At 60.5% G+C, this 25,108-nt stretch carries 18 protein-coding genes and 5 pseudogenes; 15 read left to right on the plus strand and 8 right to left on the minus strand.

Annotated features, from left to right (window positions below; genetic code table 11):
- Positions 1-70: 70 nt before the first annotated feature.
- Entirely contained in the window at positions 71-346 is a 276-nt protein-coding gene (locus HNQ71_RS19425; protein WP_183450390.1) for a hypothetical protein, read from the plus strand.
- A gap of 402 nt (positions 347-748) precedes the next feature.
- Positions 749-1,315: a recombinase family protein gene (locus HNQ71_RS19430; protein WP_184874270.1), complete on the plus strand. Its 567-nt coding sequence runs from the start codon at positions 749-751 to the stop codon at positions 1,313-1,315.
- A gap of 100 nt (positions 1,316-1,415) precedes the next feature.
- Here HNQ71_RS19430 and HNQ71_RS19435 read toward each other — a convergent pair.
- The 3 genes and pseudogenes from HNQ71_RS19435 to HNQ71_RS19445 all read right to left on the minus strand — a co-directional run.
- Positions 1,416-1,520: pseudogene (locus tag HNQ71_RS19435) on the minus strand (transposase); the annotation flags it as partial.
- A 321-nt stretch (positions 1,521-1,841) separates the two neighbouring features.
- Positions 1,842-2,564, minus strand: coding sequence for a haloacid dehalogenase type II (locus tag HNQ71_RS19440; RefSeq protein WP_184874271.1), 723 nt, complete (start codon positions 2,562-2,564; stop codon positions 1,842-1,844).
- A gap of 4 nt (positions 2,565-2,568) precedes the next feature.
- On the minus strand, positions 2,569-3,573 hold the full coding sequence (locus HNQ71_RS19445) for an EamA family transporter (protein ID WP_184874272.1): 1,005 nt from the start codon (positions 3,571-3,573) through the stop codon (positions 2,569-2,571).
- A 208-nt stretch (positions 3,574-3,781) separates the two neighbouring features.
- Between HNQ71_RS19445 and HNQ71_RS19450 the strand changes: the two are divergent.
- Positions 3,782-4,670 (plus strand): annotated as a pseudogene (locus HNQ71_RS19450) (LysR family transcriptional regulator).
- 440 nt (positions 4,671-5,110) lie between these two features.
- Here HNQ71_RS19450 and HNQ71_RS19455 read toward each other — a convergent pair.
- A complete protein-coding gene (locus HNQ71_RS19455) occupies positions 5,111-6,154 on the minus strand; it encodes a helix-turn-helix domain-containing protein (RefSeq protein ID WP_210333943.1) in 1,044 nt (347 codons plus the stop codon).
- Positions 6,155-6,349: 195 nt separating this feature from the next.
- Here HNQ71_RS19455 and HNQ71_RS19460 point away from each other — a divergent pair.
- From HNQ71_RS19460 to HNQ71_RS19495, 9 genes and pseudogenes are all read left to right on the plus strand, one after another.
- Positions 6,350-7,012 (plus strand): annotated as a pseudogene (locus HNQ71_RS19460) (transporter); the annotation flags it as partial.
- Positions 6,985-7,347, plus strand: a pseudogene (locus HNQ71_RS19465) (hypothetical protein); the annotation flags it as partial. The pseudogenes HNQ71_RS19460 and HNQ71_RS19465, both read left to right, overlap by 28 nt.
- 151 nt (positions 7,348-7,498) lie before the next feature.
- Positions 7,499-9,406, plus strand: a complete 1,908-nt coding sequence (locus tag HNQ71_RS19470) for a DUF3604 domain-containing protein (protein ID WP_184874274.1) — start codon at positions 7,499-7,501, stop codon at positions 9,404-9,406.
- A gap of 12 nt (positions 9,407-9,418) precedes the next feature.
- Complete coding sequence (locus HNQ71_RS34920) at positions 9,419-10,279, plus strand: peptidyl-prolyl cis-trans isomerase (RefSeq protein ID WP_343068185.1); 861 nt, start codon at positions 9,419-9,421, stop codon at positions 10,277-10,279.
- Positions 10,276-11,292, plus strand: a complete 1,017-nt coding sequence (locus tag HNQ71_RS19475) for a HupE/UreJ family protein (protein WP_343068186.1) — start codon at positions 10,276-10,278, stop codon at positions 11,290-11,292. Before HNQ71_RS34920 ends, HNQ71_RS19475 begins: the two co-directional genes overlap by 4 nt.
- Positions 11,293-11,382: 90 nt before the next feature.
- Complete coding sequence (locus HNQ71_RS19480; protein ID WP_184874276.1) at positions 11,383-12,888, plus strand: DUF1254 domain-containing protein; 1,506 nt, start codon at positions 11,383-11,385, stop codon at positions 12,886-12,888.
- Between the two features lie 119 nt (positions 12,889-13,007).
- Positions 13,008-14,462: an arylsulfatase gene (locus HNQ71_RS19485; RefSeq protein WP_184874277.1), complete on the plus strand. Its 1,455-nt coding sequence runs from the start codon at positions 13,008-13,010 to the stop codon at positions 14,460-14,462.
- 51 nt (positions 14,463-14,513) lie between these two features.
- Positions 14,514-15,487 (plus strand): annotated as a pseudogene (locus tag HNQ71_RS19490) (SphA family protein).
- 1,035 nt (positions 15,488-16,522) lie between these two features.
- A complete protein-coding gene (locus tag HNQ71_RS19495) occupies positions 16,523-17,515 on the plus strand; it encodes an AraC family transcriptional regulator (protein WP_246461650.1) in 993 nt (330 codons plus the stop codon).
- Here the strand turns inward: HNQ71_RS19495 and HNQ71_RS35530 are convergent.
- Positions 17,505-17,633, minus strand: coding sequence for a hypothetical protein (locus HNQ71_RS35530; protein ID WP_281391388.1), 129 nt, complete (start codon positions 17,631-17,633; stop codon positions 17,505-17,507). The two genes, HNQ71_RS19495 and HNQ71_RS35530, sit on opposite strands and share 11 nt — an antisense overlap.
- 184 nt (positions 17,634-17,817) lie before the next feature.
- Here HNQ71_RS35530 and HNQ71_RS19500 point away from each other — a divergent pair, with 184 nt between their 5' ends.
- Positions 17,818-18,018, plus strand: coding sequence for a DUF768 domain-containing protein (locus HNQ71_RS19500; protein WP_184874279.1), 201 nt, complete (start codon positions 17,818-17,820; stop codon positions 18,016-18,018).
- A 571-nt stretch (positions 18,019-18,589) separates the two neighbouring features.
- Here the strand turns inward: HNQ71_RS19500 and HNQ71_RS19505 are convergent.
- The gene (locus tag HNQ71_RS19505; RefSeq protein ID WP_184874280.1) at positions 18,590-19,351 is read right to left on the minus strand and encodes an IS5 family transposase; all 762 of its coding nucleotides are present in this window, start codon (positions 19,349-19,351) and stop codon (positions 18,590-18,592) included.
- 211 nt (positions 19,352-19,562) lie between these two features.
- Entirely contained in the window at positions 19,563-20,936 is a 1,374-nt protein-coding gene (locus HNQ71_RS19510; RefSeq protein ID WP_210266332.1) for an alpha/beta fold hydrolase, read from the minus strand.
- Between the two features lie 448 nt (positions 20,937-21,384).
- On the opposite strand from HNQ71_RS19510, the gene HNQ71_RS19515 reads away from it, so the two are divergent.
- Positions 21,385-21,780, plus strand: coding sequence for a hypothetical protein (locus HNQ71_RS19515; RefSeq protein ID WP_184874281.1), 396 nt, complete (start codon positions 21,385-21,387; stop codon positions 21,778-21,780).
- A gap of 185 nt (positions 21,781-21,965) precedes the next feature.
- Complete coding sequence (locus HNQ71_RS19520) at positions 21,966-22,118, plus strand: hypothetical protein (protein ID WP_184874282.1); 153 nt, start codon at positions 21,966-21,968, stop codon at positions 22,116-22,118.
- Positions 22,119-22,682: 564 nt separating this feature from the next.
- Here the strand turns inward: HNQ71_RS19520 and HNQ71_RS19525 are convergent.
- A complete protein-coding gene (locus HNQ71_RS19525) occupies positions 22,683-22,931 on the minus strand; it encodes a DUF982 domain-containing protein (RefSeq protein ID WP_184874283.1) in 249 nt (82 codons plus the stop codon).
- Between the last annotated feature and the right edge of the window lie 2,177 nt (positions 22,932-25,108).

The raw sequence follows: 25,108 nt of genomic DNA on the forward strand, positions 1-25,108 counted from the left end.
CCCTAACCTAGCCCATTCGGTCGCCGCAACCAAGCGATCCTGGCGGCACTGGGTTCGGCAGGAGGCTGACATGAAACCGACCAGGTTCATCATCGCGCTCGCTCTCCTTTTGACAGCGCAAACTGCTGCAAAAGCGGACTCCCAAATTGAGAATGCAACCGCGCATGTTATTTCTCTTACATTTGTAAATGGCGGTATTGAAGAACGGCGAGAACACAAACCCTTCGATACATACGCCCTCTGTCTCGCATGGAAACATCAGAAGGAATTCCTTCCGCCGGATCCGCCTGCTTTTATTTCTTTCGTATATTGTGCGCAAACAGAGGCGACGCTGGCATCATACTGAGTACGAATGACCGAGGCGTTTTGCGGGGGTGGCGCGAATGTTTGGCACGAGTTGAGGCGGCCCCAGCGAAGAACCGCAAGAGACGCGAAGGTCCGCTCTTGAAGATGCGCAGCCCAAAGCTGCCGATCCGCTTCCGGCCCAAAGAAGTCATGGCTGCACAGCCTCAAATGCCGTCGTTCAGTGCAATCCTACGATGATCCTGAGCCGGCCGCTCGTTTTATGGGTACGGCGGCGTAGGCGGGACGCCCTGCGCAATCCTACAATCCATTGACATGCTGTCCACATGGGCAGGGTCTATCGGACGTTCGGAAACGCAGCTCATGTGCCGTCCAATAAGGTTGGTATTGACTTTTGGGCACATCTGACTCAAAAGTCTAGGTGCTATTGGACACGGAGGGTCGGATGCAGGTCGGTTACGCGAGAACTTCAACGGAAGAACAGGTGGCGGGGTTGGAGGCACAGGTCCGTGATCTTAAGGCCGACGGTTGCGAGGATGTCTTTTCAGAGCAGGTGTCGGCTCTTGGGGATCGGAAGGAACTGGACCGTGCTCTGAAGTTCCTGCGCAAGGGCGACACGCTGGTGGTCACGAAGATTGACCGCCTGGCACGCAATACACGCACCTTGGGCGAACTCGTCGATGGCCTGCATGGACGCGGCGTCGGGCTGAAGGTGCTGCAATTTGGCAAGGAGACGCTGGACACGACCGGAGCCTACGGTCGGCTGATGCTAAACATGTTCGCCGCTTTCGCCGAGTTCGAGCGGGACCTGATGAGAGAGCGACAGAAGGAAGGCATCGCCAAGGCGAAGGCAGAGAAGAAATACAAAGGGCGGAAGCCGACGGCGCGAGCAAAGGCCGGTGAGGCGGTCGTCTTGTTCCAGCAGCAGAAGTCCGTGTCAGAGATCGCCGCGTCCCTCGGCATCGGGCGAGGGTCAGTCTACCGAGCGCTTGCGGCTGCTGGCCTCAGGTAGCCCTCGGTATGCAAGTGTGGCGCGGACATCCTTCGGCTGGTCGTTGATCTGAGCCCCGGAAACTGGACTGTTCAGATTTGGAGTTTTCCGCCGTAATTTCCTGGCTGATCCCGGCACGCCGGCAGATCTCCGCCACCGGAATCCCACACGCTCCCTGCTTCAGAATGAACGCCTTCTGCGCGTCCGAAAACTTCGATGCCTTCATCGTCTTCCGCTCCTCTCCCAGCCAGGAAATTACGGCGGAAAACTCCAAATCTGAACAGTCCAGTTTCCGGGGCTCAGATCACCCTACCTTCACGATCCCCAGGCCAGGATTAAAGGAACACCAGTTCCCTGGCCGGCCTATCGGCCGCAGATAGTGGCTGCTTCCGAGCGTCTGCTTCCCGGAAGCCGGCGGGCTGCTTTCGACGAATTGCGTTGAAAGACTCCCGAAGTGGACCTTGGCAACCATCGGTCCGCGACTGTCTTCTTCCAGATCGGTTCGGGCGGACGGTGTCACGCAATAGGCTGCTTGGCGGTTCGAACATCAGCCCCGTATTTCTTCAGCGTGCGCCTTCGCGAGGTCAGCCATGCTGTCGAAGCGAAAATCCACCGTCGGTACATCGCCGGGGTTCATCGTGGCGCCGAAGCCCTGATCCGCATGCCGGCGATAGATCCAGCACGATGTCAGGCCGAGGCGGTTTGCGGGAGCGTGATCGTGGAACAGGCTTTCCGCCGTGTGCAGGATCTGTTGCTTCTCGAGCCCAATTGTCCCGAGCTTTTCGAGCATATAGTCGAAGTTCCGGTCGGAAGGCTTGTAGGAGCCGATATCTTCCGCCGTATAGATCGCGTCGAAGTCTACGCCGAGCTTCTTGTTGCTGAACGAGAAGCTTTCGTTGTCGACGTTGGAGAGGATGATCAGCTTGTAGTGCTTTTTGAGATACCGCAAGGCTTCCGTGGAGTCGGCAAAAGCCGGCCAATCCCTCACGCTTTCGCCATACGCCACGCATTCCTCTCGAGTGACGACGACACCCCACTCCTCCGCAAGTCGCTTGTAAACGATCGGCAGGAGGTCGCGGTAGCGTTTCCCCGGCGTCCATTTCTGCTGACTGGATTCGTGCCGGGCGTGCGCCTCGAGAATCTCGTTCCGGCTTAAGCTGCGGGCAGCCCTTTCAGTCAGCGGCTTAAGGCCGTCGATCATGCCGGACTCCCAATCGATCAGGGTGCCGTAGCAGTCGAAGGTCAGGGCTTTGAATTCTGTGAGTTTCATGAAACTACCTCGTTTGATGTCCATGGGCGAAGCGACGCTGACGTGGATCGTCATCAATCATGAGGTCGATTTCGCCCCGGCGATTAGCCGACATGATGCTGACGGAGCTGAAACTCCTTCGACGCGCGCTGCCCGACGAGATGAACCAGACGCCGGACAGTGTCACCGCAAGGCCAACCAGCATCGCCTTCGAAAGCGGCTCGCCGAACATCGACCAGCCCCAGAGCATCGTCACCGGTGGGCTGAGATAGATCACGCTGCTGACCTGTGAGGCCGTGTAGAGGCGCAGGCTTGCATAATAGGTGCCGTAGCAGAAGAAGGTCGAAAACAGTACCAGCCAGGCGATGCCGAACCTGAAACGGGCATCGAGGGGCGGCATCAGCCCGCCATTCCATCCGGCGCAAGCGGCGAAAAGGATCGCCGCCGTCAAGCATTGGATGCACAGGCTCTGATGGATGGGCATATTGATCGTCCCCATCCGCTTCTGAACCACCGTTGCCAGCGCCAGAACCATCATGGAAGCGACTGTCAACATATACGCCCAGGCCGGAGCCGTCCCGAGGGTCAGGCTGTCCACCGACACGAGGAGCACGCCCGTCACTCCGAGAGCCGTTCCGATCCATTGTCTCCCGGTCAATCGGTGACCCAGAACCGGCTGCGACAAGGCGGCGATGGCGAGAGGCACAAGATCGGAAATCAGCGCGACAAGGCCAGTCGGCACGCGCTGGCCGATGGCAAGCGCGAATCCGCCCAGATAGAGGAACATCGTCGCCACGCCGAAGACAATCTGCTGGAGCAGGGCACGGGCGTTGACGCGCGGTCCGATCAGGAGAGCAAATGGCAGGAGGATCAATCCAGACATCAAGTTCCGCCAGAACAGCACCAGCATGACATCGGCGTTCTCGCTCGCGTAGCGGATGCCGACGAAACCAGAACTCCAGCTTACGACCAGCGCCGTCGCCATTGTTGGCCATACGAGGCGATGGATCTTGGTTTGCAGGAGCGTCATGAAATCTCTTTATTCAAGCCGGCCCGTGACCCCGAAGCGGAGCATGGCCGACGTTGGCTCAGACCATTGAAGGTACCAGCGGGGGTTTGCACATGACAAATTTCGATCCGATCATGACGCGGTCAGAAAAATCGCCATACTTGCTTGCCTGAAAGGCGTCGGAGGATCAGAAATTGGCGTGTCTCTTTAGTTTCGAGCGAGGATTGTCATGGCCGGATTGATGAGCCGCCGCTTGGATGTCGACGCCTTGCGCGCACTGGTCGATCGAGAAGCACGGCGGCGTGACGCGCGCGGCCGAAATTCTCGGCCTGTCGCAGTCGGCCGTCAGCCACAAGATCAAGAGACTCGAAACGAGTCTCGACTGCGAAATCCTCACCCGGAAAGCAAATGCACCGATGTTCACCACGGCCGGACAGGATCTGCTTGGCTATGCGCGGCGCATTCTGGGCATCCATGACGAGGCGGTCCTGAGCCTGTCGAAAAGGTCTTTGCAAGGCAAGATCGCGCTGGGAATGACCGAGGATACGACCTGCACGGACCTTTCTCGCATTCTTGGCCGGTTTCGCCGGCTCTACCCGGAGGTGAGCGTCCGAACTCGGGTGCGCATGAGCCTCGTGCTGCAGGAGCAGCTCAGCCAGGGAGCCCTTGATGCCGCCATCATCCAGGTATTCCAGCACGAGGTCCGCCCCGCCGACATCCTCCTGTTCCGCGAGACGCTGCATTGGGTGAAATCCCGCGATCTGGTTCTGTCGAGCGGGAAGCCGGTCCCATTTCTTTCCTTTGATGAAAATTGCTTTTACCGGCGCTGGGGCATCGACGTCGGGCAGGACGAGGATACGGTGTTGGAGACCGTATTCGAATGCTCCAGCGCAGCCGGAATCATTGCAGGCGTGACAGCGGGGCTCGGCGTGGCACTCTTGAGTCAGCGGTACCTGCAGCCCGACATGGAGATTGTCGACAACAAATTCCCCAAGCCTCCAGACCTGGCTTATGTCATCAGGCGCGCGCGCACCCTCAGGAACCCCGCGCTAGAGACGCTGGTCAGGGAGATCGAGGCTGAGGTAAAGCGTTACGGGACGCTTCAAATCGCCGTCTGAGCGCGCCGCGCTGCGAGCACGTCAATCCTTCGGCTGCTCGCCGGCGGTTCGTCCATAGATGGCCGTTTCGCCCGCTCTTCCAATAAGGTTACGCGGCATTCCGCCGCCCTCAAAGCAAGGGCCGCTTCTGGCGCGAAAAGCCGACCTTTGCATCCAGCGTTATGCCGTCCGCTTTGCCATCTTGCGGTCCATCACATACGGCTGATCGCGCCTCGATCAATTCGCGCTAGCTAGGAGCGGCTGATCGGACGCAATTCGGGAATGACTGCAATGGCGCGGAAACCTGACTGGCGGCTTCGGGCCTCGGATCTTCATTAGCGGACCTTCAAGTCGGTGCGAGTGTCGTCGTGACGTGACCCACATACGGAAATTCGCCGCCCAAGGATGCTATCCGACTCATTTCGGAGATCGCGGGCACCTCCGGGAACCAGGGCAAGGATTTAGTGCCGCGTTGCGGCGAACGCCTGGCTTGTACCCAGCGTCCTGGCGAGCGTGGCCGAGGGCAGTTCGCCGAACTGCCGCCTGTACTCGGCAGCGAACTCGCCGAAATGCCAGAAGCCAAACCGTGACGCCACATCTGTAACCGTCCACTCGGAGGAAGGATGGGTGAGAGCCCGGCGCGCGGCGTTGAGACGCAGTTCGAGCAACATGGCCTTGGGCGGACGACCAAAGGCCTCGACGCAGGCCACGAAAAGCGTGCGTTCTTTAACTCCCAATGCTTCGCACATTGCGCTGATGTTCACCGGTGCCTCGACATGGCCCAGAAGCATGTCCCTCAGCTTCATCGCAACAAGCGCCCGCCGGTGCAGCGGTTCCGCGACATCGATTGAGGGCACCATGCCGAGGACAACATCGACAATCTGGCCTTCGATGGCCGTCAAGGCATCCGGCACGATGGCGCCATCAGCGCCGTTTAGCAGTGACCGCAGAAGTCTTGCCACGGCGGTCCCGCGGCGGACGATCTCCAACTCGGCCATCTTGAACGGGCGGTCCAGATACTTCCTGTCGAGACCAGGAGCGCCTCTGCGAATCTGCATCCAGTGCTCGATCTGGTCGACCGGAATCACCACCTGGGCCAGGTCGGTGTGGCCGTTTGCTGTGAAAGCAATGTCGTCACACGGCCCGGCCAGGACTGGCTGACCGCTCGCAATTAGGCGCCCCCGCACATGCAGCGATCCTTCCGCGACGATCGGAAGGCCAACGAACCAGCAACGCGCCGGCGCGCTGCCGCGCTGCATGATTCCCGGTTTCCAGCGTTCTCGTCCGATCTGCAGCGTGTTGAGGACGACCATGCTCAAGCTGCCTTCGAAGCGACCGCGGCCGATATGGTCGTATTTCTGATCCCAGCCGATCGCGCTCGCGGCCATCATGTCGAAGTCCGCATAGCGGGCCTTGACGGAAGCCAGGATCTCTATCCGACGATTGTCTCGACCGATCGGCCCCGCCATCCGCATCCCCTCCGCGGGATCATCCCAATCTGTCATATCAGACTTCATCTGGGTCGACTACCGCAACGGCATCTGCGGGGGCACGCCGCTGCAGGATTCCGATAGCGGCCCCTCTTGGCGGGGCGTACCGTAAGGTCAACCCATGGTCTTGGGTGGATCGAGGAGCCAGTATCGAACCGTTTTGATCATCGCAATCGGGATCCGCGTCAAACGGAGGTTAGCTTGGGATACCTGTCGCGCAGTCGTCACCTAGCGGCCCTGCTCCCGGCACTGCTCTTCGGCACCGGGGCCTGGGCTGAGGACAATACCCAGGACCTTGCCAAAAAGCTGTCCAACCCGATCGCTTCGCTGATCAGCGTGCCGTTCCAATTCAACTACGATAGCGGCTATGGGCCGAACGATGGCGAAAAGGCCTATGTCAATGTCCAGCCGGTTATCCCGTTCACGCTGAACGACGATTGGAACCTGATATCGCGCACCATCGTGCCGATCGCCTGGCAGCATGACATTGCAGGACCATCTGGCGACCAGTTCGGCCTCGGCGACATATCCGAAAGCCTGTTCTTCTCGCCGTCCAAGCCCACCGCAAGCGGGATCATCTGGGGCGTCGGCCCGGTCTTCCTGTTGCCCACCGCGACCGACGAATTGCTTGGCGGTCGAAAATGGGGAGCTGGACCGACAGCCGTCGTCCTGAAGCAATTCGATGGCTGGACGGTCGGCATGCTGGCCAACCACATCTGGTCGTTTGCCGGCGACAGCGATCGCAGCGACATCAACTCCAGCTTCCTGCAGCCCTTCATCTCCTACACGACCAAGGACGCCTGGACCTTCACGCTGAACACCGAGAGCACCTACAATTGGGAGGCGCCGGACGTCTCGATTTGGTCGGTGCCATGAGGGTCTGGTCGGTAAAGACAGACCTCGACTTCCATGGCGGCATCCTTGACGGCGCCTCCGGCAGCGACGGAAAGACCTGGGTGGATGGGCTGGTTGGCGTTCGCGCGAACTACTCGCTCACGCCCGAAATCTATCTGACGGGCTGGGGCATGGTTGGTGCGGGCGGCGCCAATGTCGACTGGGATGTCGCAGCCGCACTGGGCTACCGGTTCAACGAACGGTTTTCGGGGGTCGCCGGCTACCGCGCGCTCGGCGTCAACTACCGCAATGACGGCTTCGTCTTCGACGTCGTCCAGCAAGGACCGATAATGGGACTGGTCATGCGTTTTTAGATCCAGAATCTGCATCCAACGAACCAGGGAGGATATCGCCATGAAACTTGCCTCAGCTCTGATTCCCCGAACCGTGTGCATGGAAGGTTTATCGGCAGTTGTTGCCAAGCGCAAAGATCGCCCACATGCGCGCCTGAGCTACGCTTTGGCGATGGCGACCGCACTTGCCGTCTCACCCGCAGCCGCCCAGACGATCACCGACATCGGTACGATCGATTCTTCTACAGTTGCTCCCAGCAAGCCGCCTGGCTATTCGCCTTATGCAGGCCGCAACTTTCCGAGCCGCGTATTCTGGGGCGACACGCATCTTCACACCAGCGCATCGATGGACGCCGGCGCCTTCGGCAACCGGCTCGGCTTCGAGGAAGCCTACCGTTTCGCGCGCGGCGAGGAACTGACTTCGTCTAGCGGCCAGCGCGTGAAGCTCTCGCGGCCGCTGGACTTTCTCGCCATCACCGACCATTCCGATAATATGGGCTTCTTCCCCGCCCTCTTTGCCGGCGACCCGAAAATGCTCGCTGACCCGACCGGCCGTCGCTGGTACGATCTTGTGCAAAAAGGCGGCGAAGATGGCGTCAAGGCGGCGCTCGAGATTATCGACAATTTCTCGCGCGGCACATTTCCCCCGGCGCTGCAGTTCCTGCCGGGATCCGACGGTTACCGCTCTACCTGGGATCAGATCATTGCCGCGGCGGAAAAATACAATGAGCCGGGACATTTCACCGCCTTCATCGGTTACGAATGGACCTCGCAGGTGCCGCCCGGCAACAATCTCCATCGTGTCGTAATCTATCGCGACGGCGCGGAGCAGGCAAAGCAGACCCTTCCGTTCACGACCTATCCCCCTGCCGGCAGCACCACTCCGGAGGATCTGTGGAAGCATCTCGCGGCTTACGAGGACAAGACCGGCGGGCGGGTGCTGGCCATCTCGCACAACGGCAATCTCTCAAACGGCTGGATGTTCCCGACGGAGACCAATCCCGCCACCGGCCAGCCTCTGTCCAAAGACTATGCGGAGACCCGCGCCCGCTGGGAACCGCTCTACGAGGTGACGCAGATAAAGGGCGACGGCGAGGCACATCCCTATTTGTCGCCGAACGACGAGTTCGCCGGCTACGAGTTGTGGGACAAGGGCAACCTCAACCTCAGCGAGGTGAAGAAGCCCGAGATGCTGCAGAGCGAATATGCCCGTACCGCGCTGCAAACCGGCCTCCAGCTTGATGCGAAGCTCGGGGTCAACCCGTACAAGTTCGGCATGATCGGCTCAACCGACAGCCACACCTCGCTCTCCACCGCCGAGGAGGAGAACTTCTTCGGCAAGCACAGCGGCGCGGAGCCGAGCCCGCACCGTGCGACCCACGAGTTCATGCGCAATGGCGACGTGTTCCTCATGGGTTGGCAACAGGTCGCTTCCGGCTATGCCGGCGTATGGGCGACCGACAACACGCGCGAGGCGCTCTGGGACGCCCTGCGCCGCAAGGAGGTCTATGGGACGACCGGCCCGCGCATGCTGGTGCGCTTCTTCGGCGGCTGGGACTTCACCGAGGCCGACGCGCAATCGCGCAGTCCGGCTTTCGCGGGCTACAGCAAGGGTGTGCCGATGGGCGGCGACCTCCGCGCGGCACCCGCCGGCAAGTCGCCGAGCTTCCTCGTCGCGGCACTTAAGGACCCGCTTGGCGGCAATCTCGACCGCATCCAGATCGTCAAGGGGTGGGTCGACGCGGCTGGCGCTCGCCAGGAGAAGGTCTACGACGTGGTGTGGTCGGACAAGCGCGTGCCCGGCACCGACGGCAAACTGCCGCCGGTCGGCAACACGGTCGACGTGGCGACGGCCACCTGGACAAATACGATCGGCGCTTCCGAGCTGATCAAGACATGGACTGACCCGGATTTCGATCCGGCTCTGCGAGCGGTCTATTATGCCCGCGTGCTCGAGATCCCGACGCCGCGGTGGACTGCCTATGACGCCGTGCGCTTTGGCGTCAAGATGCCTGACGGCGTGCCGATGTTCGGGCAGGAGCGCGCCTACACCTCGCCGATCTGGTACACGCCGGGCTGATGGGTGAGCACCGTGAAGCTCCTGCGCGAACCTCTTCTGCATTTCCTCGTCATCGGCGCGGTCCTGTTCGGCGTGTTCCGACTGGCCGCCGACAACGGGCCGGCGCAGGGCGAGATCATCGTCAGCGCCGGCCAGATTGCCAGCCTGGAGGCGATCTTCAGCCGGACCTGGCAGCGGCCGCCAACGGTCGGGGAACGGGAAGCATTGGTCCAGGACTACATCCGCGATGAAGTCCTCTACCGTGAAGCCATCTCGATGGGCCTCGACCGCGACGATGCCATCATCCGCCGCCGCATGCGGCAGAAGATGGAGTTCGTTGCTGACCTGACTGCCCAGGCCGAACCGACCGACGCCGAACTGAAAACCTTCGTGGCCGACCATCCAGCCTGGTTCCATGCCGAGCCACACGTCTCCTTCAGCCACATCTATTTCCAGACGAGCACCAAGAGCAGCCCGAGCGCCGCGGAGCTTGACCGCCTGATCAAGGCACTGAATGCCGGGACGGCAGACGCATCGCAGGTCGGCGATCAGTTCATGGCGGGCTTCGACTTCCGCGATGTCGCGATATCCGACGTTGCAAAGACGTTCGGCGACGGCTTCGCAGGCTGGATCGACCACGGCGGCCGCGGCCGTTGGGAAGGGCCGGTGACCTCGGTCTACGGTATGCATCTCGTTCGCGTCAGCGAACGCGTCGAGGCGCGCGACCCTCCGTTTAAGGAGGTCCGCGACGCAGCGCGGCGGGAATGGCTTCACGCCCGCAAGGTCGTCGCCAACGACGCATTCTACGAGAAGCTTCGGTCCCGATACGTCATCAAGGTCGAGGCCGCACCGGAGGAAGTCGGCGCAGCAAAGCTTGCCGAGGTGGCAAAGTGACCCGTCTGCTCGCTGCCGTTTGGCTTCTGCTGACCCTGGTCGCCGGACCGGTGCAAGCGCATGACCTGCGGCCTGCCTATCTCGCGATAACCGAGAGCGCACCGGATGTCTATTCCGTCCTCTGGAAGGCGCCGGCTATGGGCGAGCTCCGGCTTGCCATCTACCCGAGGTTGCCTCAGAGCGCGGTCGAAGCCGCGCCGCGCGAGAGCGTATTCCTGGACGATGCCTACGTCGAACGGTGGACGGTACGCGATCCCACCGGCTTCGCCGGCCAGACCATCGCGATCGACGGCCTTCCTGCGAGCCGGACGGATGTGTTGGTGCGCATAGAAAGGCTGAGTGGGGAAACCAGCACGACGCGGCTCACGTCGGACCGCCCCTCGTTCGAGGTGCCCTCGTCGACCGGGCTCGTGCAGGTGGCCGCCACCTACCTCGGGCTGGGCGTGGAGCACATCCTCAGCGGCGTCGACCATCTGCTCTTCGTCCTGGCGCTGCTCATTCTGGTGCGGGGCTGGAAGCGCGTCGGCCTCACCGTCACGGCCTTCACAGTCGCGCACAGCATCACGCTTGCGGCAGCGACGCTCGGCTTCGTCCACGTTCCGGGCCCACCGGTCGAGGCGGCGATTGCGCTCAGCATTGCACTCGTCGCTGTGGAGATCGTGAATTCGACGAACGGCAGGGAAAGCCTCACCGCCCGGCTTCCCTGGCTCGTCGCGTTTGCATTCGGGCTGCTGCACGGATTCGGCTTTGCCGGCGCGCTGAGTGAGGTCGGCTTGCCGGGCCACGCCATTCCAGTTGCGCTGCTATTCTTCAACCTGGGGGTCGAACTCGGGCAGCTCCTCTTTATCGCCGTGGTCATGACGTTGTTCGTGATCCTGCGCCGCATCTGGCTTGCTCGCGTCCGACCGGAGGCGAACTGGTCTGCGGCATGGCCTCGGCTTGCCGCGGCGTACTGCATCGGCGGCGTCGCTTCGTTCTGGCTGGTCGAGCGAGTCAGCAGCTTTTGGGCATAAGCCGATGAGTAATGAGCTCATCTGAAGGCCAGGCGATTTCGAGCTGGTGAAAAACAGCGACGGGCAACGATCCATGGGAGGAGTATCGCAATGATGAATCGCTTCACAGGAGGCCTCATCGTCGCCGCAGTTTTCGGTGCGTTGAGCCTCACAGGCGTGTACGCACAGACGACTTCCGACAGCGTCGACACGCGCATTGGGAAACTGAATTTCGAGCACGGGTTTCCAACTGAGGAGACCACGAAGAAAGTCTTCGACGAGCTCGACTACCAGCGCGCCGTGCAGGCCTATTTGTGGGCCTATCCGGCGGTTTCGTTCGAGTCCATCCGCATCGGTAGCCTGCGCGATCTCGGCGCTGATCTCAACGACTTCGTCATCGCCGACAACTTTGCCGACCCGAAAGCCGTCTGGCTCACCGCCAACGACACCACAATTTACGGGTTGACCAACGTTGACCTTGGAAAGTCGGGACCGGTCGTCGTCGAGATCCCGCCCGGCGCGATCGTCGGCATCATCGACGACTTCTGGCAGAGATCGCTCACCGACGTCGGCCTGCCCGGGCCCGACCGCGGGAAAGGCGGGAAGTTTCTCCTGCTCCCGCCCGGCTACAAGGGCGACGCTCCGCAGGCCGGCTATTTCGTCGTTCAGGCAACGACGAACAACCACAACATCATGATTCGCGGCATCGTTCAGAACGACGACAAGGACGCCGCCGTCGCCAACGTCAAGCAGGTCAAGGTCTATCCGCTGAGCGACAGCAGCAATCCCAAGCCGAACAAATTCTTCTCCATGTCGGGGAAGGACTCCAACACGATTCCGCCCGGGGGATTGGCGTTCTGGGAGCGTCTTTCGGGATACATCAACAACAATCCTGTCCAGGAACGTGACCTGTTTTACCTGGCTATGCTCAAGCCGCTGGGCATCGAGAAGGGCAAGGAGTTCAAGCCGGACGCTCGGCAAAAGGCCATCCTCGAAGAAGCCGCCCGGACGGGAGATGCTATGGGCCGCGTGATGCTGTTTGAAGGGCCCGACCGGTTCCACCAGGTCGGGGAAGGTCTCGGAGTCGAGCCGTTTCCAGGAACGAGATGGCACTGGGTGTTCCAGGTGAATCCCGTTCAGAAGACCGATACGTACGGCCAGATCGATGAACGGCTGCACTACACCTACGGCGCGATCTATACCACACCCGCGCTGGGTGTCATGAAGGCCGGTCCTGGCGGAAACTACGTCCAGGCGTTCAAGGACAAGGACGGCAACCGCCTCGACGGCGGAAAGTCCTATCACCTGCACGTGCCCGCGAACCCGCCGGCCGAGGCGTTCTGGTCGCTGACGCTCTACGACACCGCGACCCGCTCCATGATCAAGAACCCGGGCAACGACTCGGCCCGCTCGGGCCTCGACAAGCTCAAGACCAATGCGGACGGCTCGATCGACCTTTACTTCGGACCTGCCGGAAGCGCCCCCGCCGGCTTGGAAGCCAACTGGGTCGAGACCCTCCCCGGCAAAGGCTTCTACCCGATGATGCGGTTCTACAGCCCCAAGGAAGGCTTGTACGACGGCACATGGAAGCTGCCGGACATCGAGTTGGTGAAGTGACGACGGGTTGAATACTTCGCCGACAGAGCGATCCGCGCAATGATGTGGACCGCCACTAAGTCTGGCGCGCCGTGCGCCAGACTTCCGCGCAGGTTTCACGCCGTTAGGGGAGAAGGTGCATGAAACGGATATTGCTTGCCGCACTGCTGGCGACAGCCGCCAGTGGTGCCATGGCTCAGGAGCCGTCCAAGCCGAACGTCGTCATCATGCTCGGTGACAATGTCGGCTACGGCGACATCGGCGCCTATGGCGCCGGCGAGATCAGGGGAATGCCAACCCCTCGCATCGATGAACTGGCAAGCCAGGGTCTGCGCCTGACGCAATATCTGGTGGAGCCGGCCTGCACGCCCTCGCGCACGGCGCTCATGACCGGGCGCTATTCGCAGCGGGTGGGTCTCAGCACGGTCATCATCGGGGGCACGCCGAACACCCTCCAGCCCGGCGAAGTGACCCTCGGTGAGCTGTTCAAGAGCCAGGGTTACGCCACCGCCGCCGCCGGCAAGTGGCATCTCGGGGCGAGCGAGATCAGTTGGCCCACTCGACAGGGCTTCGACGAGTACCACGTGGGCGTGCTGGAAACGACCGACGGCATCTTGTATCGCGACAGCATGCAGCGCGCCGGGATGCCGGAAGCCGCCATCGCCGCCACCGAGCCGTATATCTGGGAGTCCGAAGCGAACGGCAACCTGAAGAAGGTGCGGCCCTACACCCTCGAGTACCGCGCGCGAGTCGAAGCGGATATCGCGAAGGCATCGGTGGACTTTATCGAGCGGGAAGCGAAAGCGAAGCAGCCTTTCTTCATGTACGTGGGCTTCACGAACACCCACTACCCGCTCCATACGGCACCTGAGTTCGCGGGCAAGTCGCGCATCGGTGTCTATGGTGACGCGATCATGGAACTTGATTACCGCAGCGGCCAGGTGCTGGACGCCATCAAGGCCGCGGGCGTCGAGGACAACACCATCGTCCTTTGGCTCTCGGACAACGCGGCGGCGCCGACGTCAGGCCCGTCCGAGACACGCGCTGGTTCCAACGGTCCGTTCCGCGGCGAACTCGGTGATGCTCTGGAAGGCTCGATCCGCACCATCGGCATGATTAAGTGGCCGGGACACATCGCGCCGCGCGCGAGCAACGAGATGGTCTCGGTCCATGACTGGTTCCCGACACTTGCCGGAATCATCGGCGCAAAGATCCCGACGGACCGGCCCATAGACGGCGTGGACCAGGGAGGGTTCTTCACCGGCAAGCAGCCGAAGTCCAACCGCGAGAGCTTGCTCAGCTTCATCGGCACGGAGGTCGCGGCGGTGCGCTGGCGCAACTATCGGATCTACCCGAAACAGTTCGCCCCTTCGTCCGGCAATCCGGCCATGTACGGCCTCCTGGGCATCCGCCAGGAGGGGAATGGCTTCCCCGCGCTCTTCAACATCGAGGCGGACCCGCGTGAGGAGAACAACGTTTTTGGCACCAGCGCCTGGGTGATCGGCCCCTATTTGAAGGTGATCGGCGACTATCTGAAGACGCTGGAGAAATATCCCAATCCCAAGCCTGTCAACCTGACGGAATTTGGCAACTAATTGCCGACCAAGCGGCGATGTTCCGCCGCCTGGCAACATTGGAGGGGGATTATGCTCCGCAATCGGTTTCTTGCTGTCGGCCTGGGGCTGAGCGCCTTGCCTCCCGCCGGACCGGCGTTCGCCGACGAAGGCGGGATCAGCTTCTGGTTGCCCGGCCAGTACGGTAGCTTCGCCGCAATCCCAACGGAGCCAGGCTGGTCCTGGGCTGCGGTCTATTATCATGCATCGCTTGCCGCCGGTGCTGACCAGCAGTTCTCGCGCGGCGGTCGGATCGACGCCGGCCTGGATGCCAACGCTAACCTCGTGCTCTTCGGGCCGTCCTACACATTTGCAGCCCCCGTGATCGACGGGCAATTGACACTGAGCATGATGGCGGTCGGGGGGCGCAACGAGGCTTCGGTCGATGCGGTGCTGACGGGACCGAACGGCAATACGCTGTCGGGCAGCGCAACGGATCGGCTTACCGCCTTCGGCGATCTTTATCCGACCGCGACACTGAAGTGGAACAGCGGTGTTCATAACTACATGACCTATGTCGCTGGCGACATTCCGGTCGGCTCCTATGAGGCGGGGCGCCTCGCCAATCTCGGGATCGGGCACGGTGCAATCGATGTCGGCGGCGGCTACACTTACTTCAATCCGGCAACCGGCCGCGAAGCCTCCGCGGTGCTCGGCTTCACCTACAATCTCGAGAACCCCGACACCGACTATCAAAGCGGCGTCGACATGCACATCGACTGGGGCGCCGCGCAGTTTCTCAACGAGCAGTTCTTCGTCGGGCGGCCGGCTACTACTACCAGCAGATCACCGGCGACAGCGGCAGCGCAGCGACGCTCGGCGACTTCAAGTCGCGCGTCGCCGGCATCGGCCCGCAGGTCGGCTACCTGTTTCCCGTCGGCGACAAGATGCAGGGCGCGCTCAACGTGAAAGCCTACTGGGAGTTCGGGGCCCAAAATCGGCCCGAGGGGTGGAACTTCTGGGCCGGCTTCGCCCTGTCGCCGACGGCGCCGAAGAAGATCGAGTAGCGAGTGGGCGCAGGAAAGCGGCGGAGCAAATCATGGCTCAAGTCTCGGGTTGGCCACCTTGAGGCCGAAGAACGCGCTGCCGCGGCTCGGGGGGTCGGTGGGTTCGGATAGGTCGGTGCTTCGGCAGTAGGCCCCGGTTCCTAGCGAGCATGAACCAACTTACCGTCGAGATCCGGCCGAAAAAGAACTCAGACCAGTTGAAATCGTAGCACTTCTGCTGTTCTCTGCGCGTCGCCGCCACACCCTCCAGCCCAAACTGGCGATAAATTGTTTCGCACGGCAGCCCTGTGTCCACAGCAACCACCAGCACAGGCAATAGCGGGCAGCCACGTTTGCGCAGCCGGCTGGCTATTACCGCAAGGATTGACCCCCAGCCGTTTGGCAGGTCGCCAAACTTGGCACTCAGCTCACCATAAGTGACCTTGCGTCCCACGCGCGCCGCATGTGCGACGTAGAGGGCGACGTCCAACCGAAATCTATCTGACATTTTAGTTTGTCACAGCTCTATGAAGATTGGGTTCGGTTGGCTCGAATGAACAGCTAGATGGGAACGTTGCGGCATAGCCAGTTGCGTCGCGACGCCAAAATCTTGCTGATTGGTGCCAAGGCGCAGATCCTTAAGTGCGGATAGCCCGTTCGACCGCCTGGGCGCCGTCTGACCTCGCGTCCCGGCCAATTTCTTCATGCTTTAACCGGCTCGGAGGACAGCGGCGCAAAGTTAGATCCCCTTGCGCCGCCGCCTCCTCGCCGCAGGTGTCCTGCCGTCAGTCGCAGGAACAGGTCTGCGAAAACACGTCCCAGTTCCCGCCGGCCGTTCAGCGACTGCGGCTGGATCTTTTTCCTGCGGATCGTTCCTATCGATGATTCGTCTGAGTCGATCTTGCGGCGCTGTGACAAGTATTTGCGCTTAGCTGCCAAGGTTCATAATGTGAGGATCGAGCGGGTCCGAAAAGGTGTGCGCCAGTGGTCGAACAGTGTGCAACGGCCGTTCGAAGACTGGCAGCGATACCAACTGCAGCAGGTTTGGCCGCACGCTTGGCCTCTACAGAGCTTGAGCGACGCAATATCGATCCCGCGCGGTTGCTAGCGCGGGCAGGCCTGTCTGCGGCGGCGCTTGATCGGCGCGACCGGATCAGTGTCGTTTCCCAAATTGAATTTCTTGAATTGGCCGCACACGAAGTCGGAGACGATTTTTTCGGGTTCAGCCTAGCCGAGAAGGTCGACTTGCGCGAATTGAGCTTGCTTTACTATGTAGCTGCTTCATCGAACCAGCTCGGCGACGCTCTCAGGCGGCTTGAGCGGTACATTTGCGTCGGTAATGAGGGGCTGGTCGCACGGATTCACACCGGCACCGTCTGCCGAGTGGGTCTTTCTTATACGGGGGTGCCGCGGCACCTGGACCGGCATCAGATGGAGTTCTTCACTCTGGTCGTGCTGCGACTTTGCCGGCTGCTGGTCGGGCGAATGCTCGTTCCGATTGCAGTGAGTTTCGTCCACCATAGGTCAGACCATCTGCCGCGGATACGAAAGCTGTTGAGTTGCGAGGTCGAGTTCGACGCCCATGCAGACGGACTGAGTTTCGACGCTGCATCAATGGACCTCCCTATGGTTGGAGCTGACCCATTTCTGCACGAGCTGATGCTCAAGAGCTGCGAGGAGGCCATGGCGCTTCGCGCGGCCAATGTGAGCCCTTTCCGAACGGTTGTGGAGAACGCCATTGCGCCTTTGTTGCCTCACGCCGAAGCGCAGGCGAAAGCGGTCGCCGAGCAGCTTGGGCTCAGCGAAAGGACATTCGCCCGCCGTTTGGCTGCAGCAGGGTTGAGCTTTCGAGAAATACTGGACGAACTGCGGCGTGATCTCGCCCTACGCTATCTCGAAGAACCAAAACTGCAAATCTCTCAAATCGCCTGGCTGCTTGGCTTTCGCCAGCAAAGCGCATTCACCCACGCGTGCCGTCGATGGACTGGGAAAAGCCCTTCGGAGCAGCGACGAGGTCGCGATCGCGGCTGCGCCTCAATCAACGGCTGAAGGCGAAGCGCCCGCAATCGGCCGAATTCGATCTGCTGGCGTCGAGCGCGAGCTTGGCAAGCCCGCCTTTGCCCTGATGGCCGAGCGAGGCACAGGCCGCTATGTCGGCTCGGCTCATCACGCTCAACCGCGAGATGCGCGAACGTCTCTGGGAGCGCGTTCAGGACCACGCAGGCACCGCACCGAAGGGATGAGGCGGTCGGCGACGCACAATGGGTCAAGCCGGGGCTGATCGGCCGTGTAAAACACTTGCGCGGCGAAGAGGATTTGCGGCACGCTTCGCTGCAGGATTTTCGGGAGGAGTGAGCAAGCGCGGTAGCGATTTTCTCTACCATTGGATATCGGAGCACCTACCCGACGATCCGATACTCGATCCGGTGCTACTGGTGATCGACATGGCTGTTGACGCAAAACGGGCGGCGGAAACCCAAGACATTCCCGGCCAGGAGATTGATGAGGAAATTGGCACGATCTACAAATTCATCATGCAGGGGTTGCGCTAGTGGAACACCAGTCTCTGTCCCTGCCGCTATTGCTCTTCGCAGTAGGGTGCCCGCCATATCGCCCAATCGCCCAAATGATGGCGGGCACCCTTCCGACAGAGGGGACTTTGCTCGTCGGTTTCCTTCAATGATTAGGATTTACTAATGTTTCGCGAGTGGGACCTTTGCGCATCCTCATGGGACTTCAGTCGCAACTGCGGCGTGAAAGGACAACACTCGTTGATAACTTCGGCTCCGCTACATTCAGTCAATGGTTCGGAACAGGACCGGTGAAGAGCGGATGACCGACAAGCGCGTAACGACCTACGTTGTGAGCGTTTTCGAAAAGCCGCGCTGGCGCACGGTGCTGCATTGAAAGAAACTCGCCGGGCGAGGAACCCCAATTCCCTCAAGCCCGGCGAAAGTTTACTTCCTGATCCCCGATCAGGTCCGGTGGGAGGAAAGGGCACCGGCAATCTATTCAGTGAAAAACCGGGCCAAGATTTTTGTTCCCGAAACGAGACAGAGCGAAGGCGAGAAGCGTGCGGCGTGAATGGTCACGCGAGCCACCCTCGACCTCCTGGCGGGTCTTCTAGGGCGTGGACTCATTAGCACGTAGCCAAATTCGGATTGATGCGAGTTTGACGAACGCAAGATAGTTGGCTGCGAGTTTGTCGTATCGGGTCGCGACACGCCGACATTGCTTGATCTTGTTGAAGAACCGTTCGATCAAATTGCGTGCGCGATACAGATACGCACTGAAGCAGATCGGGTCTTTGCGATTTCGTTTCGGCGGAATGTTCGCCCATGCTCCTTGCTGGCGGGCAAGCTCCCTGATCCAGTCGGCGTCGTAGCCGCGATCCGCGAGCAGCATCGTCTTGGGAAGCAATGCGCTGAGCAGAACCGAACACAGCCGGTTGTCATGCGCCTCACCGGGCGTAAGGGCGAGATGGACCGGCAGGCCATTGGTGTCCACCACCGCGTGAATCTTGCTGGTCAGGCCACCCCGTGAGCGACCCATATCTTCCTGATTGTTGTCCGCGATACAGGCTCCGTGCTGATGCACGCGCACGATGGAGGTGTCGATCATTTGCACCGCCGCGTCATGACCGGCAGCCAGTGCGTCCATGATGTGGTCCCAGACGCCAGCCCGTCGCCACCGAACGAAGCGATTGTAACAGGTGGTGCGGGGACCGTAGTTCTCCGGCAGGTCGCGCCATGGCGCACCTGAACGCAGGACCCAAAAGATGCCATTGAGCACGCGACGGTCATTTACACGCCGAACACCACGCGGTTTGTCCGGCAGCATAGGTTTGATGGCGGTCCATTCGTAGTCGCTGAGTTCGTAGCGCATGATTCGAGGCTCCGGTTCGGAGCTTGAATCACGTCTTGGGCAGCGCCATCAACCGGCAATGCTCCCGTCACCATGTCGCTAATGCTCTGAATTGACTTCCGCTTTCGGCGGCGCAGCGGACGCGACCGGACCGCTGCCGGCTCGCCCCAGTCGCGATTGACTCAATCCGGACAATCCACTTTGAGCGTAACATCCTCTCCGCCACCGATTCTCAGCCGCTCAGGAAAAGTCTGATCTCTTCGAAAAATCGGTCGGAAGCCGGCTCATGCTCCAGAAACAGATGGTTCTGGCCCTCGAAGGCGATGAAGCGGGCGCCGGGAATCCCAGCGGCCAGTTGGCGGCCGGCTTCGATTGGAACCATGAGATCGCCCCGCGCATGCATGACAAGTGTCGGCACCTTCACGTCGGCGAGACGATGGGTGATATCGAAATCGCCCACAACATCGAAATATCTGGCAGCGCACTCGGGAGAGGTCGTCCTACGTTGCAGCTCGTTGAAAATATCCGCCTGCTCGTGAGTTCCCCCCGGGATGAATAGCCCGGTAAACATTTGCCGGAAGCTCGGATTGTCCGCGCCCCATCCGAGGCGCATCAAAGTCGTCATCGCATTGCGCCGTTCTTTTTCGGCCGGAGCGCGCTTCTTGCCGCCAAGCGCGAACCCGCCATAGAGAACAAGGTGCGACACGCGTTCCGGATACCGCACGGCATACGCAACCGAAATGGCGCAGCCCTGGGACATTCCGAGAAGCGGGAAACGCTGGACGCCGGCCGCGTCGACAATCGTTTCAAGGTCGCTCACCCAGGCGTCAAGCGAGAGCTCATCGACGTCCCAGTCGGACATGCCGTTGCCTCTTGCGTCATAACGGATCAGCGTGTGGTCACGCGACAACCCGCGAAAGACATGTCGCCAGATCGGGCTTTCCCAATCGTATTCAAGGTGATTCATCCAGTTTGCCGACTTCACCAGTATCGGCCCGCTGCCGGAGATCGCATAGGCGAGACGCACACCGTCAGGTGCCCGGCAATATTTGACCTTCTGGATGGGCTGCTCCGCGCGGTCGCGTTCAGGCGCCTCGTCCGATCGTCCCATTTGATCGATCGCAAATACCTCGACTGGCTTGGCGATGTTTTTCAGATTCCGGGAACCCAGTTTCCGAACTCTGAGCGCAAGTTTTCCGTCGACCTGATCGAACACTTGACGGGAAATGAAGATGCCGCCGGGCTCGGCAATTCCTTCCAGGCGGGCCGCCACGTTGACGCCATCGCCATAAATATCGCCGTCATCGATGATGATGTCGCCGACATTTATGCCGATGCGGAACTCGATGCGCTTCTCTTGTGCCACGGTCTCATTGCGCGCGATCATCCCGCGCTGGACGTCGACGGCACAGCGCACCGCGTCGACAACGCTCGCGAACTCCAGGAGCATGCCGTCGCCGGTGGTCTTCACGATCCGTCCGCGATGCTGTCTAATCTTGGGATCGATAAGGGCGCGCCGATGCGATTTCATATCCGCGAGCGTGCCTTCCTCGTCGGCGGCCATCAGCCGACTGTAGCCGGCGACATCGGCCGCGACGACCGCCATGAGCTGCCGTACCACGCGCTTGGTAGACACGGAGCGCCTCCACGATAAGCGGTCAACAGTTTACGCTGTTTCGGCTATCAGGACCATGGACACTGCCGCGATGCCTGCTCAAATTGCCTGCCGCAACGATCAGGGCGGGCTGGAACCAGCAATTGCTAGCCCTCGGCAATCGGTTGAGGGTTTGGACCGGACTGCGGTCGTGATGTCGGCTCGTGGCCCTTCGCGTCATTTAGCTGCGCTGCAGAATTTGGTCGCTATCGAGGCATAGCGGACTCTGGCAAGCCGTGCGCTGGCAGATTTATGGGTTCACGGCCTAGTTGCAGGAAGAGCGCTGGGCACGTTGGACTTAAGTCTGATCGGCAAAACGCAATGGTCTTATCCAAGCCCGTGGCGTGGAACAGCCTATCTCTACGGTTGTTGTATCTCCTGGAAAGTTCGGAGAAATCAGATGGATAGAAGCGTTCGTCAGCGCGTTGGAATGACAGAACGGCGGATTGCAATCAAGGAAGGGTATGCAAACAACGAGAGCCCGAAAGTTATAGCCACACGGCTTAACTGTAGCGTGGCTTCTGTTAAGGCTACGGCCAGCCAGTTGGGCATCACCCGCACCCCGAAAGCCGCGGCAGACTTTCGGCGTGGCTTCGCAGTCCCCGCAGAGATGCTGGTGCTCTACAAGAAACTGATGGCTAACAATTTCAGCGCGAAGGAAAGTGGAAAGCTGCTGGGGTTGGTGCCACAGGGTGAAATCAGCGATCGTGAATTCTTGGATTGCCGCCAAGAAGCCAAGGGACTACGTCCGATTTCGAGCGCGACAAGGGACTCTGCGGGCGCTGCAGCAGGCTAAGACCGGGATCCATGACCGGACCGACCAATAGGCTTAGTTGCGCAGTTGCTAATATGCTTATAGCTTTAGCAATGCGGGGGACCATCCCAACACGCCCGATCCCGCAGTGGCCGGTGCGGCCCGCCAGCATCCCTAAATAGCCCAGCCGCACCGGCCACTACTCTACGGATGGGGTGCCGTTTAAGATGACCGACAAGCCTGTGACAACCTACGTCGTGAGCGTCTTTGAGAAGCCGCACTGGCGCACCATTCTAACGACCAAGGACAAGGCGTTCGCCCTAGCGAAGGAGATCGGCGACAAGGTGCGGGTCGAAGAGATCACTCCGAAGCGGAAGTAAGAGCGGAGTGGCGGGCGGCCCACCCAAAGGGGCTAGTCGCGCTACTAGGTGTTCTCTTTTGACCTTACAGCCCCCCACTAAGGCGCAATAATTGCGGGGCGGCCGGTATGCTGGCTTCCCCCGCTAGCGCTCCTTTCCGGCCAGTGACGGCCCGCTGCTGTAGGAGAGCAGCGGGCCGCTTTGCCAAATAATCGGCCTGATGGCTGGCTTGGGTACCTGCGGACGTAAGAGCCGGAGGCACAGTCACTTGAGGATGAAGTAGCGCGGAACGAGCATAGCCAATGACGCGATGCCCGCGAGGAATAGGTCTGTGGTCATGAAGCCCCTGCTTTCACAACCCACACGCATTCATTCTAGCTAAAATACAAGAGCCAAAATAGCGCAGGCTAATTTATACGATCGGCGCGGGAACAAAATTTCGCACCCTCGTTGGAAATGCCGGCCGGATGTGTTCTCCCAAAATCCTTGTCCGGCTTGGTCAAAGGCCCGCTGCCTGGGGCACGGCAGCGGCCATCTCAGCGCAACAGCAAGTAGGCGCCCATGCCGGTAGCGCGGGAAGTGACTTCAATTCTTCATGAATGCTTCAGGTAGCACGTCGGCTTCCAGCGCCGCGCTAATGAATGCGATTCGAACCTGTTTCGGGCTGCATCGGCCGACGCGTTCCTCTACCAGGGCGGCCAGAGCGGCGAGGAACTTAGGTCCGCCAGATGGCCAATCGCCGTCCGTAAGGATATCGCACATTTCCAGAACGGTATGAACGACGCGAACACCACGGATGCCTTTGATAGGCACCCCGCCAAATTGTTGGGTCATACACGGTCAACGGCCCCAACAACAATGGGTTCCTGAGGTCCCGTATCGGAGCGGCCCCTACGGCTGGGTAGCGGCAATCAAATGCGCGATGACCAATCGGGCGCGTCCGCTTGTAAAAACAGATATATGCCGACCATGATCAGCACCGCCAGCACGATCCAGATCGTGAGCTTCATCTTGTTCATGCCGGGCAGGTAATCAGCATGGGTCCGCGCCGCAATTCAAATGGCCGTGTGCGAATTAAACTGAAAAGCCCGCCACCGTGAGGCTCGCGGTACCTCATTCGGGTGTACCTCATTAGGGCCATCTTGCATTCCGCGTGCGTCATTTGCACTCCATCAGCAATGTTCCGCTTCAGGGAAATCCTCACGCGCGACGCCGAACGGTTGGCTTTCGACGAGAAGAAGAAGGCCGGAGACCTAAGGCGAAGGCTGGACCTGCACGATGAGGCCAAGGCAAAACTGGAATCCGATCTGGACGACAAGGTCGCCGCGTGTGCCCACTTAGATACGTATCAGCCCCTTATTGACGATACGCCTCAATGCCCGCGCTGCTGGATATGGCGAGCAAGGCAGGAGCCCATGGTTGACCACGGGAGACAAGACCAGAATTTGTTCAAGTGCCATGAGTGTGGGTACTTCGCGCTCTCGTGCCTTGAAGAGGCCCGCCACCGTTAGGCAGCGGTCACCGTTTTCGAAACGCGAAAGTGGTCGGCGTTGCAATGATCCGGCAGCATTGCCGGCTATTTTTGCCAGTATTGTTACCGAAAAAACCCGCCACGGGTGCGACCCGGCGGCGGGCTTTCGATGCGAGCGGCTACATTCCTAAGAAATCGACCGCCATTTGCTACAATGAACGGTGGGCTGGATGGTTGCAGACAATTTTAACGATCCGCGACCGCCGGCCGGTGTTCTTTGACTGCAAGCGGTTGGCTCATTACGTGGGTCTTTAGGGCCATTATACGAGGGACTTCAGTCTTAATTGCGCGACCTCTAATACAATATACATTTATCAGCGCGGGGGCTTTCTCGCAAAAGTGGCCGGTGCGGCTTCGCTTCCCCAAGCAACCCCTGCGCCGGCCATTTGCGTCGATAAACGGGAATTGTCAGATTGGATGCTGCACACGTTAGTTTCGAGGCCAGGCGACGGGCAGACACCGTAGCGCCGCCGCCAAGATTTGATCCTATCTGGGGGAGTGTGGCGGGGGCGGCGCTAGCCGGCAGCGTGATTGCGCTTTTCTATTGGCTTGCAGGCAGCTACCACATGGCGGGCCCGATCTGCTTAATCACGATTTTGGCCTTTACGCTGTCGTATCCTTATCTCCTGAGAAAGGAGCGGAAGAACAGCGAGGCCTTTGATACCTACTACATCAGATTGTTGGAGCTGGAGAGGGCGAGAGAGACAAGCTGGCCGCCACCAAACCACGTCGCAGCAGGTAAACAACAAACTCGCCAAACCACCATGGACAAAGCGGGGGGTTGGACCGACTTGAGGGAACATTAGCATCCCTCTAGATTTTTCCGACGCCGTCCGTGTTTCGGCCTGAAAAAGAAAAGGCCGCCCAATCATGGCGGCCGTTTTACTTTGGGCAGAGCTGGCTCCCGCCAGGCTAGTTCGCGGCGGTGGCAACTCACTCGCCGGCATTCTGGGTAGCGTTGACGGTGTTGGCGGTATCCTTGCCGACGCCCGGACCGTGTTTGCGCAGGCCGCGCGCAAGGCGCTTTCGGCTGCGTAGCGGCCGGCAAGAACACGCGCTGGCGGGGCCTGCTGGAGATTTGTCCCGCAATGGGTCAATCCCGCCTGGCACCGTAATTGCATCGCGGATCAAAACAGCGAGACGTCTCTCTCTAGATGATCGAAAACGCTCCTAAGCTTGTCTGCAATTCATGCAGGGTGCCCCTTAGCAGCGTCAGTGAGCCGCAAGGGTCCGACCTCTTATCTTGCCCCAATTGCCGGGTTTCCGACACATACGACAATGTCATGCTTGAACTTGGCCAGCGGACTGCGGACGCACTTTCGCGTGCGCTCTACCGACCTGTTCCCTCGAGGGTCTATCGTTTCGCCCTTCTCCTTCAGGGCGCGATATCCAAGCCGACATGCTCAACCCAACCGGACAGGCGGAAGAGGCGTCGCGTACGCAAACCTCGACCCGCGCAAGGGCGCGCTTAACGATTTCA

This window comes from Mesorhizobium sangaii (assembly GCF_014207355.1).
GTDB classification, from domain to species: Bacteria; Pseudomonadota; Alphaproteobacteria; order Rhizobiales; family Rhizobiaceae; genus Mesorhizobium; species Mesorhizobium sangaii.